At 47.0% G+C, this 13,962-nt stretch carries 14 protein-coding genes and 1 pseudogene; 5 read left to right on the top strand and 10 right to left on the bottom strand.

Features of this window, described 5'->3' with window-relative positions:
• Window positions 1-16 precede the first annotated feature (16 nt).
• Window positions 17-2,557 carry an ATP-binding protein gene (locus NDI52_RS24925; RefSeq protein WP_190769907.1) on the bottom strand — a complete coding sequence of 847 codons (2,541 nt, stop codon included), beginning with the start codon at window positions 2,555-2,557 and terminating at the stop codon, window positions 17-19.
• A 337-nt stretch (window positions 2,558-2,894) separates the two neighbouring features.
• Here NDI52_RS24925 and NDI52_RS24930 point away from each other — a divergent pair, with 337 nt between their 5' ends.
• On the top strand, window positions 2,895-3,275 hold the full coding sequence (locus NDI52_RS24930; RefSeq protein WP_190774920.1) for a hypothetical protein: 381 nt from the start codon (window positions 2,895-2,897) through the stop codon (window positions 3,273-3,275).
• A gap of 298 nt (window positions 3,276-3,573) precedes the next feature.
• Here the strand turns inward: NDI52_RS24930 and NDI52_RS24935 are convergent, their stop codons facing one another.
• On the bottom strand, window positions 3,574-4,281 hold the full coding sequence (locus NDI52_RS24935; protein ID WP_190774921.1) for a DJ-1/PfpI family protein: 708 nt from the start codon (window positions 4,279-4,281) through the stop codon (window positions 3,574-3,576).
• A 97-nt stretch (window positions 4,282-4,378) separates the two neighbouring features.
• Here NDI52_RS24935 and NDI52_RS24940 point away from each other — a divergent pair, with 97 nt between their 5' ends.
• Window positions 4,379-5,092, top strand: a complete 714-nt coding sequence (locus tag NDI52_RS24940) for a LuxR C-terminal-related transcriptional regulator (RefSeq protein ID WP_190774922.1) — start codon at window positions 4,379-4,381, stop codon at window positions 5,090-5,092.
• A 2-nt stretch (window positions 5,093-5,094) separates the two neighbouring features.
• Here the strand turns inward: NDI52_RS24940 and NDI52_RS24945 are convergent, their stop codons facing one another.
• Window positions 5,095-5,595, bottom strand: coding sequence for an MFS transporter (locus NDI52_RS24945; protein ID WP_190774923.1), 501 nt, complete (start codon window positions 5,593-5,595; stop codon window positions 5,095-5,097).
• Window positions 5,596-5,602: 7 nt separating this feature from the next.
• On the bottom strand, window positions 5,603-6,340 hold the full coding sequence (locus tag NDI52_RS24950; RefSeq protein ID WP_190774924.1) for an SDR family oxidoreductase: 738 nt from the start codon (window positions 6,338-6,340) through the stop codon (window positions 5,603-5,605).
• A gap of 162 nt (window positions 6,341-6,502) precedes the next feature.
• Between NDI52_RS24950 and NDI52_RS24955 the strand changes: the two genes are divergently transcribed.
• Window positions 6,503-6,829: a winged helix-turn-helix transcriptional regulator gene (locus NDI52_RS24955; RefSeq protein WP_190774925.1), complete on the top strand. Its 327-nt coding sequence runs from the start codon at window positions 6,503-6,505 to the stop codon at window positions 6,827-6,829.
• Between the two features lie 150 nt (window positions 6,830-6,979).
• On the opposite strand, the gene NDI52_RS24960 is transcribed toward NDI52_RS24955, so the two are convergent.
• Window positions 6,980-7,183 carry a hypothetical protein gene (locus NDI52_RS24960; RefSeq protein WP_190774926.1) on the bottom strand — a complete coding sequence of 68 codons (204 nt, stop codon included), beginning with the start codon at window positions 7,181-7,183 and terminating at the stop codon, window positions 6,980-6,982.
• A 276-nt stretch (window positions 7,184-7,459) separates the two neighbouring features.
• On the opposite strand from NDI52_RS24960, the gene NDI52_RS24965 reads away from it, so the two are divergent.
• Window positions 7,460-7,780 (top strand): hypothetical protein, encoded by a 321-nt coding sequence (locus NDI52_RS24965; protein WP_190774927.1) that lies wholly within the window; start codon window positions 7,460-7,462, stop codon window positions 7,778-7,780.
• A 212-nt stretch (window positions 7,781-7,992) separates the two neighbouring features.
• On the opposite strand, the gene NDI52_RS24970 is transcribed toward NDI52_RS24965, so the two are convergent.
• The 3 genes from NDI52_RS24970 to NDI52_RS24980 form a co-directional block, all read right to left on the bottom strand.
• A complete protein-coding gene (locus tag NDI52_RS24970) occupies window positions 7,993-8,415 on the bottom strand; it encodes a nuclear transport factor 2 family protein (RefSeq protein ID WP_190774928.1) in 423 nt (140 codons plus the stop codon).
• 270 nt (window positions 8,416-8,685) lie between these two features.
• On the bottom strand, window positions 8,686-9,135 hold the full coding sequence (cynS, locus tag NDI52_RS24975; protein WP_190774929.1) for a cyanase: 450 nt from the start codon (window positions 9,133-9,135) through the stop codon (window positions 8,686-8,688).
• Window positions 9,136-9,552: 417 nt separating this feature from the next.
• Window positions 9,553-10,344 (bottom strand): response regulator, encoded by a 792-nt coding sequence (locus NDI52_RS24980; protein WP_190774930.1) that lies wholly within the window; start codon window positions 10,342-10,344, stop codon window positions 9,553-9,555.
• A 429-nt stretch (window positions 10,345-10,773) separates the two neighbouring features.
• Here NDI52_RS24980 and NDI52_RS24985 point away from each other — a divergent pair, with 429 nt between their 5' ends.
• On the top strand, window positions 10,774-12,519 hold the full coding sequence (locus NDI52_RS24985) for an ATP-binding protein (RefSeq protein WP_242035563.1): 1,746 nt from the start codon (window positions 10,774-10,776) through the stop codon (window positions 12,517-12,519).
• 296 nt (window positions 12,520-12,815) lie between these two features.
• On the opposite strand, the gene NDI52_RS24990 is transcribed toward NDI52_RS24985, so the two are convergent.
• Both NDI52_RS24990 and NDI52_RS24995 read right to left on the bottom strand, forming a co-directional pair.
• Window positions 12,816-13,214, bottom strand: a complete 399-nt coding sequence (locus tag NDI52_RS24990; RefSeq protein ID WP_190774931.1) for a hypothetical protein — start codon at window positions 13,212-13,214, stop codon at window positions 12,816-12,818.
• A pseudogene (locus NDI52_RS24995) lies at window positions 13,207-13,848 on the bottom strand (pirin-like C-terminal cupin domain-containing protein); the annotation flags it as partial. The pseudogene NDI52_RS24995 and the gene NDI52_RS24990, both read right to left, overlap by 8 nt.
• Window positions 13,849-13,962 lie beyond the last annotated feature (114 nt).

Raw genomic sequence — 13,962 nt, forward strand, 5'->3', positions numbered from 1 at the left:
CACTTGCTCCTTGCACCTACATATCTTGGCTTTGTCTCGCGATCGCTCCAACCATCATGGCCAGATCCTCTGCTGGGCTCTGCCGTGAAAGACACGCTTGAAAACCTAACGCTAATGCCTGCGCCCGTTGTTTGCTGCTACAAGCGGTAAGGGCGATCGCGGGCAAACAGTTACCCCGCTCAGCGGCAAAAACTTTGGTCTTAGCCAGCAGCTTCACTTCCCCAGGCCCAATCGTTTGTCGTAAATGAACCACGAGAACATGAGGATTAAAGGGTTCTAAAATCTGTATCCCATCAGCTGCCGAAGCGACACCCATCACCTCAGCTCCATCCTGCTCCAGTTGCATAAAGAGATCATCCTGTTGGAGCTCGTCATCCAGCAGTAGAACGCGAAGACCCTCCAGAATAGGAGATTCTTCGGCTAGCAGCGGCTCATGGATTGAATTGGCAATGGTCGTTACAGAAGCCTCAGGAATGGCGAGATGGCTTATAACAGGCAAGTTGACCACAAATGTAGCTCCTTTGCCGTTTCCTTCACTCCATGCCTGAATTGTTCCTCCATGCAATTCGATGAGATGCTGCGTTAATGACAACCCCACACCCAACCCTTCATAGGAGCGCGTTTTGGAACTATCCGCTTGTCGGAAGGGATCAAAAATATACGGTAAAATATCTGGAGAAATGCCTTTGCCCGTGTCGCGCACTGTCAACTGTAGAGCTTGTTCCACGGGGCGTAGACTAATTTCTATATGACCTTTGGGTGGCGTGAACTTAATAGCGTTAGATACAAGATTCCAGATCACCTGACGCAAATAACGTCCGTCTCCTTGAATTGGAGCCAATTCTTCATCAATATCACTGACCAACTCAACCCTTTTAACGGCTGCTGCAAGGTTTAGGGATTGGAGGGTTTCTTGAACGATGTCGTCCAATTTGACCAAACCGGGCCGCAATTGCAATTGGCCAGTCACAATTCGGGAAAGGCTCAACAGGTCATACACGAGTTGGGTCAGTTTTCCTGCCTTCTGCTCAATCACCTCCAGGGCTTGTTCCGTTGTTCTTTGACTCAGTTGGCGATGGTGAAGCATCTGCGCCCATCCAGTAATTGCGTGGAGAGGCGATCGCAGTTCGTGGGAGAGGGTCATCAGGAACTCGTCCTTGAGTCGACTGGCCTCCTGGGCCTGCTGATACAAATGTGCATTATCGATGGCGATCGCGGCCCGCTGCGCTAAATCCCCTGCCACGGCCAGGTCGAGCATATCGTATTGGCGGTCTGACTCGGCCATTGCCAGCGTCAGGGTACCAAATTTTTGCCCTCGTGCAATGAGGGGCACGATCATCAGCGATTGTGGTGCAAGTTGATGATAAATGTTTAAAGTTTGAGCATCATGCGCCAATAACTCCAGGTCCGAAAGGTCGGAGATTAACAAGGGTTCTCCAGTTTGCAACACCTGTTTCATGGCAGTGCTGCAATTTCTAGAAGAAACCAGGCCAGGTTCCAGGCCATTAATTAGGGATTGCTTATACTCATTACTGTGGCAGGCAACGATAGGATGCAGGTTACCGTCATCCTCATATTTGTGAAGAAGGCAGAAGTCTGCCAGGAGGGGAACTGTCAGCTGTACTACATTCGTCAGCGTTGTCTCGTAATTGAGAGAACTGGCCAGGACTTGGCTAGCACGGGCAAGAAATAGACAACGCTGATGGGCGAATTCAGCCTGGCTACGAGACGCTTGCGCCTGTTGCAATAGCTTGCTCCGCTCCTGCTCCATATGTTTGCGAGCGGTGATGTCCTGAAAAAAGATGGACAACCCCCGATTGGAGGGATAGAGGGTAACTTCAAACCAACGATCTAAGCCAGGAAACACAGTTTCTACCTGCAAAGAGGTAGCCTGATGAACAGCCTCGTAACAGCTTTGATAGAATTCTGAATCTATTAGAGACGGATAAACATCCCAAATTCCTCGACCGAGCAATTCACTGGCATGCTTCTGTAATAATTGTTCAGCCCGACGATTAATATAAGTGAACTTCCATTGAGTATCAACGGCATAAAATCCATCGGTAATACTTTCTAGTAGGAAAGCAAAGGCTTCGTTTGTCGCTTGTAGGGCTTCTTCTGCCTGCTGTCGTTGCAGAGCTTGTTTCTCTAGTTCTGTGCGAGTGTGCTCAAGTTGAACCACTTGTTCTGCAATTTGCTGGGATAGCACATTACAAGTTTGCTGCAATTCGGTTTCCTTCTGCTTCCAAGGAGTAATGTCCTGGTGCAGTATGAGAATACCTTCGGGGATAGGATATGCTCGTACTTCTAAATACCCCGAGGACATATAAAAAGACTGAAAACGAACCGCTACTTGCTCTGTTAAAACCCGATTTAATTCATGAAAACAAGCTGAGTTTTTCGCTTCTGGGTAGACGTCCCACAGAACTTGATCCAAAAGCTCCTCAGGCAGACGACCAATGATGTTAGCTTCTCGCTGATTGACAAACTTTAAACGCCAGGTGCGATCGCAGATTGCAATACCATCTGAAAGAGCATCAAGAACATGGAGTATCATCAGACCATACAGTTTACTAATGAGAAGGCATTCAGTAAAACAGAAAACCCCTGGCAACAGCAAATAACGTTAAAGAACGTTAATGCTAGTTAATTTAGCGAGTGTCTTTAAAGAAAACATCTCCCCTTCTCCATATTCTTTCACGGCCAAAATGTTCTTCTGGTCAGCCTTGAGAGCGACCTGAACAAATAGCAAAGGCATACCCCACTTTTTTTTCCAATTCAGTGCTCCTCCTCCCTTAGAGGTATCCAAATTGAGTTAAAAGCATTAGAGTTATCAGCAAATGAAACGTATTTCGATAGGATAGGGGCAGTAACGTTTTCTGAAGTGGTGCCAGATGACGGATCAACCTTCCCTTTTCCTCAAGAAGGAGTGGCAGGACATTACGGTTGAATATGGTCTGCTCGAGAGCGTGGGAGATTTTGAGTTTGCCATGCCCAAACACGCGATTAGTGTGGCATTTATCCCGCACGATCGCGTTACATGGTCTGTTGATGGCAGAAAACAAACCACTGCTTTGCCTGCGGGGAGTGCGTTTTTGTATAGCGATCGCGAGTTTGTATGGCATCATCGGGAGAAGGCGAGTGAGTACGTCACCCTTTACCTTGATCCGGATTATTTGAAGCAGACGGCGGTAGAAAACAATTTGCCTTCTGAGACAAGACTGACGCATCGGGTGATTTTTCCCGACCCCACTATTACACAAGTTACTCACTGATTCAAAGGTGAACTGTTGAATGAGGGACTGGGCGGAAATCTTTTTGCGGAATCGCTAAAAAACCTGTTGACCGTTCATCTGTTACGCAATTGCTGTGAATCCGGAACACCGCAGAAAAAGCTCGTTGTTTCAGGCCGAGCGCTCAATGCTATAAGGACATAGCGAACCCAACTATCCAGAACAAGTGACAAAGTTAATTCTCAAATCTTTGGGAGTTAATAACGATGATGCGAATGTGATCGCGTTCAAAGCTCTAGAACCTTTTCCAGAGGAGTAATCTGTTAATCGCCAATAGATTTCAACGATTCAATTTGTTTTCCGTGTTTAGATGAGCAGCAACCTTCTGTGTCTGAACCAAGAACGTATCCAGAAGCGGTTTACCAAGCTGTATGAGCGATCGCACAACCTCCTCACCTGCTGTCTCCGGAGTACCCGCGTTAGAAGGTGGTTCAGGGTGGTATTCCATCATGAGTTGAGTCATCTTTGCAACTTGCTCTCCGCACAGTAACCCCAATAAGGTCAAGCCAAAATCAATCCCTGAAGTGACTCCTGCCCCTGTGATTCGGTTGCGATCGATCACCACTCGTTGCGGGACAACCTCAACGCCGAGCATCGCCAGTTGTTCTCGAAATGCCCAATGACACGTAGCTTGGTAACCTTGCAGTAGACCCGCCGCCGCTAAAATCAGTGAGCCTGTACAGACGCTCGTAACATATTGGGCTGTGATGCTTTGTTGCCTCAAAAAGTTTAAGATTTCAGCATCTTGCATCACCTCGACTTGCCCAATGCCACCCCCAGGAACACAAATCACGTCTAACGGTGGACACTCCGCTAGAGTCGTCGTTGGAGTCAGAATCAACCCTTCATTGCTGACCACAGAAGCCAATGTTTTCCAAATGAGATGCACCTGCGTATTGGGTGGAAATGCCAGAACTTGATAAGCACCCATCACATCCAGCTGAATGACTCCGGGATAGATCAAAAAGCCGATTTGTAGCTGATTCATGATTCCACAGTTGCCTAAGGTGTCTTGATTGTGAAACATTGTAGGGAGAGCTTCTCGGCTTAGATAGTCCTCAAGTGGGTACACTTTCAGTACAACAATGGCGCGTTCTCTACACCCTTTGTTTCAAGCGATCGCCACAGCCTCTACCGAGGCGGCGTTGCGCCATCAATTTATGGATGGCGTTAGCGACTATTTTGGGGTGCAACGATGGGGCATTTACCTTCTAGACGATGAGAAGCATCTAGCCAGTTTTGATGTCGTTGGGGTTTCTGACGCTTTTGTAGAGCGATATGAGCAAATTGGCAGAACCGTTGATCCAGTATTGCAGTACGTTCTGGAGAATCACGCTCCAGCCCACGAGGAGTTAGTGTTACCAATAGGGATGTGGAAGCAAAGTGAACTATATCAGCGATGTTGTGCTGAGTATGACCATGAGCACATCATGACAGGACCAATCGTGGGAAATGGTCAGTTGATTGGTACAGTTCACTTTGCTCGTGTAGGGCATACACCTGCCTTTAATCTTCACGAGTTGGCAAACTTGGGAGCTGTTTGCACCCATCTCTCTACCTGTCTTGCTGGGCTACGAAAACCATCCTTACCCCCTTCAAGCTTATCCCACCGTCTTACGCCACGCGAAGTTCAAATTGCCAAGCTGGTTGCTAAAGGGTTAACCAATGCTGAGATTGGGGCAGAACTTTGGATTACTCAGAATTCGGTGAAACAGGCGTTGAAGCGGATGTTTCGGAAGCTAGAGGTTTCTGCCCGTACAGAAATGGTCGCAAAGTTGAGAGATATCCTGCAAGAATAAGTTTACTGCCAACGCCAACCGAATCCCAGTGCGATCGCTCCCATTGCAGCCATCAATCCACCTGCCAATCGATAGGTCACATCTAAACCAACAACGCTGCTCAAAGGTTGGCTGAGAATGGGCGAAACAAACTGACCGAGAAAAAATGCTGTCGTTAATCCGCCCAACACTCGACCTCTGAAACTTGCAGGAGCTACTGAGGTTAAGCAAACATTGATATTGGGCATCAGTAAGCCTAGCCCCGCTCCAGCAATGGCTAATCCCACTAAAACCATTGCGTAGGTAGGCGAAATGCTAATGACGAGGTAGCCAACCGCCATTGCCAGAAATGCGATCGCGTAAATGCCTATGAATGACAATCTCGCCTTGATTTGTTTGTAAGCGATGGCACTGGCCGCACTAAGCAATGTAGCAAGGGCGATCGTCGCTCCTGCCATGACTGTGAGGCTACTACTCAAAAGCAGCGTTGCTTTGACAAGAAGAGTGTTTGCTTTGAGGGGCATAAATGGATTAACTTGCTAAAATGCCTGCCATCCATTTTTCAACAGCTTTCGGGTTTTGAAGTAACTGAGCCTGCATCTCCTGTGCTTGTTCACCAGGATAAACATCCTCAACCTCATCAATAACTGCCTGAAGTGCTGCCCGCACGACCTCTTCAGGCACGACTTTGGGCGGTGGAAAATCCTTGCTCATCCCGGTGTCTACTGTTCCGGGCATCACCCCAACCACCAATGTTTTTTGTGAGGCAAGCTCAGCTCGAAGCCCCTGTGTTGCCAGTAGAGCTGCTGCTTTAGATGCACAGTAAGACGCATTCAACGGAAAATTAATCTTTGCCAGGATGGTGAGCATATTGACGATCGCCCCACCCCCGTTAGCTCTCAAAATTGGAGCGAACGCCAAACACATTCGCAATGTACCGAGGTAGTTGACCTCAATCTCCGATCGTACCTTGTCAAAGTTAATATCCGCAACTAACCGCTGATTGAACCCCACTCCGGCATTATTGATGAGAAGATTCACATCCAAGTACGTCTTAGCTGCGGTCTCAACCGAAGCTTCATCCGTAATATCGAGGGGAATGGGAATGATGCGATCGGGGTCTGTTGCAACAATGTCCTTCAAGCTATCTGGATTGCGTGCCCCTGCATAAATTCGACTGGCTCCAGCCGCTTGTAAGCCTTGGATGTAGTATTGCCCAATGCCACCGTTTGCACCGGTCACTAATGCGATCGCACCTTGAACTTGCATTGTGTCTTATCCTCATGGGGATGTTATTTGTCATTGGTGATTTGCCATCCTGAGCAAGCAAGACCCATGACCAACGACCATGACCAGGGTATACTCCTACTAACTTTTTCGGAAGTACTTACTTTTTTGTAAGCTCCCTTAAGAAATCGGAAAGTAGCCTAGATGACCAATGCACCCACCCAAGGCACTGTGTTTGTACAAACCACCCTAAAAGTGTTAGGTGGAAAATGGAAAATTTTGATCCTGTGGCATCTCAAAGATGAGAAAAAGCGATTTAGTGAACTCAAACGATTGATGCCAGAAATCACAGAAAAGATGTTGATTCAACAATTGAGAGAGCTAGAAAAAGATGAAATTGTGAATCGCAATGTCTATTCAGGAGTGCCACCTAAAGTAGAATACTCATTTACAGAGTATGGTCTGACGCTCAAACCTGTGCTGCAAGTACTTTGTAATTGGGGAGAAAATCACTTGAAGCGTAGTCAATAAAGCAATACTATCAATCCGAGAAATGGTAATTGTCGGGGTGAGCAGTGCTATCTCTGTAGCGCTTGTGGGAAGCAATTTGTCGCTCAATAACCCAATAGCAGTTAGAACTATGGCAATGTGTTCTGCTTGTGACAGGGGCGATCGCTCCATTTACAAAGAAGCAATACGCCGCAATATCTTATCTCCGATCGCAGCATACCGTGGGTTACCAACTAATCCCGTATCCAGTAGGATGGCACCAAAGAATACTGCCCATCCTTTAGCACGTTGCAGAGTTGCTTCAGAAGCACTGTATTCTACAGTAATCTGTTGACGCACTTTTGCATCAGCAAAGAGCATCCAGATTGCCGCCAAGTCTGTTGCACAATCTCCTGCTGTGATATCTCCCCAATCAATATGCCTGTGATCACGCCCTTTTCAACCAACACATTGCAGGGATGGAGATCGCCATATATCCAGGTTACTTCAACATCTATTGGTGCATCTAGCGCTTGATTTCAAACGTGTTTAATGTGTGGAGTGATCAGATTTGTGTTCTGTTCAAGTTGCCGCATTCGTTCCCCAACAGAAGTGGCTCGCTGATGCAATGGTACGCCCCGGGACGATCTTTCAGGTCATTTACTACAACGCTTGCACCGAGAAGCGATTAGCACAAAGCGCAACTCCGAAGGAAGCGCTGAGGGTGAAAGCGAACAATCCAAAGCATTACTGAATGAGTTGATGAGTTATCCCGGCATTGCTGAGGTTTGGCATCCTTCCGCTCGAACAACTCAAAATACTATGCTGTTAACCGTTCATCTCAAACGAGGGGATCTAGAATTAGAGTTTTTCTCAACGATCGCTACTCTCGGCACTCCCTATGACATTACCTTGCAAGAACTGAGGATTGAGTGTTTGTTCCCAGCTAATGACAACACAGAACATAACTGGGAACAAATCTTGAAATCTTAAAACTTAAATCGGTTGATCGTGTCAAGGGTATCTTAGCGATGCAATGTTCCTTCTGTGGACATCTCAAAATTCATAAGCTCGCAATTTATCCCACACTTCTTTGAGGCACAACCGATTACTAAGCTCAATAGATTCATGTTGGAGCAAGCAGAAATCTCAATCGTTGAACCGTGTTTCAAATTGTTGAACGTCTTTAAATTTCACACCCACCGCTATCTTTCCCAAAGAAATTTGCGATCGGATTCTTTAATGGGAACATCGTTAATGCTAGCGAAGCGACGCATCATGAGACCGTTTTCAGCAAACTCCCAGTTTTCGTTGCCGTAGGAACGATACCAGAACCCCGAGTCATCATGCCATTCGTATTCAAAACGCACCGCGATGCGGTTATCCATGAAGCACCACAGTTCTTTCTTCAGACGATAGTCGAGTTCTTTGGCCCACTTGCGCTTGAGAAACTCGCGGATAGCATCTCGTCCGGTAACAAATTCGGCGCGGTTTCGCCATTCAGAGTCTTCAGTGTAGGCTAGAGCGACGCGATCGGGATCGCGAGTATTCCAGGCATCCTCGGCAGCCTGAACTTTGGCTTTGGCTGTTTCCAGGGTAAAGGGAGGGAAGGGAGGTTTACTTTCCATAGCTAGACTTTCTGCTTGCGATCTGGAGAAGAAATAATGACGAAACAAGCGGGATTATTCTTCAAATCAGCCCTTATGTTTGGTGGTATTTGTTTAAGGGGCGAATTAGTAGAATACTAATATAGTATGCCCGGCCAATAAGGCTAATTTGGCGTTTACGTTAAATTGACGATCGCTTCATTCTGAAATTTCTCAATGCTTGAGAAGAACGTGAAATGGCATGAATAGTTGTGTTGATAATGTGTACAACTATTCATGTCCTTAAGTGTCTTACCACTTTTTATAGGGAAGGAATTTGCCGTTCATAGTGACTTTGACGCGATCGCCCTTGGGATCTTCTACTTTTTCCACATCTAATGTGAAATCAATTGCACTCATAATGCCATCGCCAAATTTTTCATGAATAACATCTTTTAAAGGCATTCCATACACTTGCATGATTTCATAGAAGCGATAGATCAACGGATCGGTTGGGACCAATGGTCCTAAGCCTTTCGCAGGATATTCCATTAATTCAGAAGCTAAATCGGCACTCAAGCCTAAAGCTTCTAGAATTTGGGTAGCTTCTTCCATGGATGCGCTAGCCTGCCGGTAGAACACTGCTGCGATCCACACTTCATCGCGACCTAATTTCTTTTCCAATTCGGCAAAGGTAACACCCGTTGCTTCCTTGGCGGCAAGTAATTTCTTCGTGATTTCGGGAATTTCGATTGCAGGCATGACTAATCTCCTTGAAATACAGACTGTGTAATTCGCACAACTCGAAATTCATGCAAACAACTTATCAAGACTTTTTAGAAAAGACATTGAAACTTCTTTGGCAAGAGTAGGACTTTCTTTTGATGCTTTTAAAAAGCATCTTGTTTCATATAGCTATAAAGAAATTTACTATGTTCTAGAAATACAAAATTTGTCAAATTGAGTATTTTGATACAGAATATTTATTTACCATTAGTAGCCTTAAAAGCAGTGAGATGGGTACGGTTGACACTTACCCATGATGCAATCCGCATAATCCGCATAATTCATCAGAGATAATTCAAGTGCTGGTGTTCTTGTGTCAGTAATGTAGCATGCTACATTACTGACACAAGAACACCAGCGTATTAGCAAGCCTTAAAGCGGAGAATAAAGCGTTTACGACATTGCAACCTGAACTTCTGTCGCTATTCGCCAGGCTTGAGGAGATGCATTATGGAACTGCCGAAATTGGCGTACGAAGTAGCTGACATCGGCATAGCCTACGGCCTCTGCAACGTGATTGACGGTTTGAGCAGTGCTTGTCAGGAGTAATCGAGCTTGGACCATGCGCCGCTCAATAATCCACCGTTTGACAGTGCGGCCTGTTTGCGTTTGAACCAGGTGAGTCAGGTATGCTGGGGAGTAGCCTGCTGCCTGAGCTACGTCTGTGAGGCTAATGGGTTGGGTGTAATGAGCTTCGATAAAGCGAAAAACGGGATCGAGTTTGGGGTTACTGGGAAATATGGAGGGTGGGCTCGACGTCGTTTTTGATAATTCTTCATTCGTCTGAGGATTGTTTGCTGACCAGCGTTTTAGCATTTCCTGGCGAGCTAAGCGGGTATTAATGGCCGCCAGCAATTGCTCCACCGTACAGGGTTTGGTCAGGTAATCATCGGCTCCCAGTTCCATACCCTGTCGCAAGTCTGCCATCGTTACTTTCGCCGTCAAGAAGATGAAGGGAATGGCGGCTGTTGCTGGTTTTTGATGCAGCGTTGACAACACCTGATAGCCATCCAGATCCGGCATCATGATGTCGCACACGATCAAATCGGGAATATATTTCTGAGCCAACTCGACTCCTACAGTGCCACTTTCTGCCGTCAAAACGTGAAAGCCCTCAAAGTGTAAGCATCGCGAGAAAATCTCGCGGGGTTGTGCTTCATCTTCAATAACCAAAATGGTTTTCATCGCGGCTGTTGGTTTGCTGGACAAATGGATGCTGGAAAACTAAGATTTTTAGGATGAAGGCGATCGCCCAACCTTGTTACCTAAGATATAGAACCTATCCAAGACTAAGAGTACTTATTGACAGGAATAGGCCGGGTTTTAACTGAGCCCTTATCCTTGATAATTTTTTTAGAGTATGTCTGTGGTGTAGGAGACTACATATTTTTCAAGATTCGTCTCGAGTTGTAATTTCATTAGTGCGGACAGTTTTTCTAAAACCTTTGATTTTGCGTGCGCTTCGCGCACGCAAAATCAAAGGTTTTAGAAAAACTGTCCAGAGTATTGTAATTTGAGCTTACAGCGTCTGTCGGGTTTACCCATGGTTCTCGCGTTCACACCAACGGTACTCATGACTCAATCTCTTCTTTGGTAGAACTTATTGGCGATGGTATGCGTTCTTCACCTCAAAAGTTAGCCAACCTTTCAGATTCGTTGCCTTTCTCATCTGTTCTACCGGCCAATGATGCACTTCTTGCAGAGGTTTCCTTGACGATTCATGACCTTGTCCCGCAGCTTCCTCTAAAAACCTATGCGGTTTCAAGCCAGGCAACCTATCGAGATTTAACCCGTCATTTTCGGGCTCAGCACGATGCAGCTGGTGTGCTAGTTCATGGGGAGACAACCGGAGTAGCCCTGGCCATGGTATCGCGGCAACGGGTTATGGAGTGGCGATCGCACCGCTCTATCTGGCGAAGCGTACTGGAGCAATCCCTGCCGCAACAATTTCACTGGTGGCAGATTGCCAGGGATTATATGCAGATGGATGAGCGATTGCCCTTACAGGAGGCGATCGAGCAACTGCTGATGCGAGATGCCAATATGGCTTCAGAACCCATTGTCATTTCAACTTCAATAGGAGTGTATCTCTGCGATAGCCAGCAATTTTTACTGGCCTACACTCGATTAACGCAGACCGAGCAGATGATTTCAACCAGGCCTGCGATCGCGACTCTACGTCGGCAGCAGCAGCTTATTCTCAATGCCATTGGGGAGGGGGTATACGGGGTTGATTTGCAGGGAAATGCAACATTTGTGAATCCGGCTGGGGCTCAAATGGTGGGGTGGGAACCGCAGGAGTTAATTGGTAAGTCAATGCACCAAATCTTGCATCATTCCCGTCCGGATTGTTCGCCTTATCCCCAGGAAGAATGTCCGATTTATGCGGCGTTTCAAGATGGAATTGTCCATCGGGTCGCAGAGGAGGTGTTTTGGCACAAGGATGGTACGAGCTTTCCGGTTGAATATATCAGTACGCCGATGCGGGATGAGCAGGGAAAGCTGGTGGGAGCAGTGGTCGCGTTTCGCGATATTACCCAGCGCAAATGGGCTGAGGCTGTTTTGCAGCGTACAAACGAGGAATTGGAACAGCGGGTGTGCGATCGCACCCTTGAGCTACAGCAGGCGAATGAGCAGTTGAAGGAGTTGAGTGAGTTGCGATCGCGTGTGATCACAATGATTTGCCACGAATTCCGCAATCCGTTGAACAACATTTCTCTATCAGCATCATCACTTGAACGATATAACATGCAGCTCACAGATGACCAAAAAGAAACCTATCTGGCAGGCATCCAGAATAATGTTGAGCGCATGACTCAGATGATTGATGCCATTTTAATGATTGGCCGAATTGAAACGAAAGGGATTGAAGTTCAACCCAATCAATTTGATTTAATTCCGTTTTGTCAGGAACTGGTTGCGGAAATTCTGCTAGGTGAAACAGAGAATGCTTATGATGATCAGGACAAGCGAATTCAGTTTAAGTGTCGCTTCAAACGATTGCTCATCACACTTGATCCACGGTTGCTTCGCTCGATTCTGACTAATATTCTTGCGAATGCTTTGCGTTACACTCCTGCACCAGGTTGTATTCAGTTCAAACTGCTCAAGCAGAAGGATCAGGTGACCTTTTGTATTGTGGATCAGGGCATTGGTATTCCGCCAGAAGATTTGCCCTATTTATTTGAACCATTTCATCGAGGGCGCAATGTGAGTAATATTGCGGGAACAGGTTTGGGATTGAATATTGTGAAGCGATTTGTGGATTTGCAGGGTGGACAGATTGATGTAGCAAGTCAACTTGGCAAGGGAACTACATTTCGGGTAACGTTACCGATGCATGGCAAAAATTCTGTGTAAACCTGATCCTAACCCACCGATGCGAAGCGCCACATTCACCTCCCACCGACAACCCTTTAGCGTAAGGGGGACTGGGGGACGGCGCCCCGTTCCCCCAGTCTAGGGGTTTGGGGAGCGACGCGTCCCCAAGCAGGGTATCCAAAGCCAACCCCACTTTCCAGATAGAAATACCTACCTCTTGCACAAAACCCCTATTTTCGGTCACAAAGTGACCAAAAAATAGGGGTTTTGGTGCAAGGTATAAGAATACTAAAGGGTCTTCAACCCCTCAGTATTCTTAGTCAAGCTGGCGATCGCTACAACAAGTTTGCAACATCCGCGTGCGCTAACACAACATCGGGGTTACGTTGAAGGGCAGCATCGTACTTCACAGCAAAGTCACTACCCAGGGTGTCGGGGGTGAGGAGGGTACGAACATCACCGATGAGGTCGGCGATCGCTTCTGCTGTCACAGGTTCGTCGGCATGAAGTAGATCATCCATTTGCACAATCAGTTCGGATAGCCGATGGAGCCAGGCGAATTGATCATGGTTGATGGCGAGATGGAGTAGCTCCCGTGGAGAAACTTGCCCGCGTACTTGTTCGTAGGTGATGCGCTCGGTATCCAGGAGTTGTTTGTGAAGATGCAGCAGTTTAATGCGTAACTCGCTCAGAAGTTGATGTTGGTTGATCCGGTTTTGCAGGGTGTTAGGCATAAATTCGTCCCATTTTTCCAGATTGATAGTCGCGAATAGCTTGGAGGATTTCAGCTTCGGTGTTCATGACAAAGGGGCCGTAACGTACCACGGGTTCGTTGAGGGGTACGCCTGCAATCAGCAGTAAGTCCAGTGGTTGTTGAACTTCGGGAGGGTTGGCGATCGCCACTTCATCGCCATCAGGTGCAAACATTACCATCTGTCCATCCTCTCCCCGTTCCTGGTCGGCACCAAACAGGCCAGAACCTTCCAGAACATAAGCGAAAGCATTGTAATCGCGGGGTACAGGCTGAACGAGCTTTGCTCCCGGTTGGAGCGTTACATGCAGGTAAATAATAGGCGTGCGCGTTTCAATGACCGCTTTTGCGCCTAAAGACTCACCTGCGATTACGCGCACGGTAACGGAACCATCTTTGGTGCGCCCCACAGGAATTTGAGAGGCTGGGATCTCCTGATACCGGGGTGGAATCATCTTGTCACGTTGGGGCAAGTTGACCCACAACTGAATACCATGCAAACGACCTCCAGTACGCGCAAACTCATTCTCAGGCATTTCAGAATGGACAACTCCAGCTCCGGCCGTCATCCACTGCACATCCCCAGCTTGCAGGAGCCCTGCATTGCCTTCGGAATCCCAGCCCTCTAAAGGTCATTTGAGAGCTTCTTAATATTTTCTATCATCCCTGTTATCACTGGCTTTCAGGCTTCTATTCTAAAAGCTGAACGTTTAACACCCACGTTTGAGCCA

Source organism: Leptolyngbya sp. PL-A3 (assembly GCF_039962325.1).
GTDB lineage: Bacteria > Cyanobacteriota > Cyanobacteriia > Elainellales > Elainellaceae > Vacuolonema.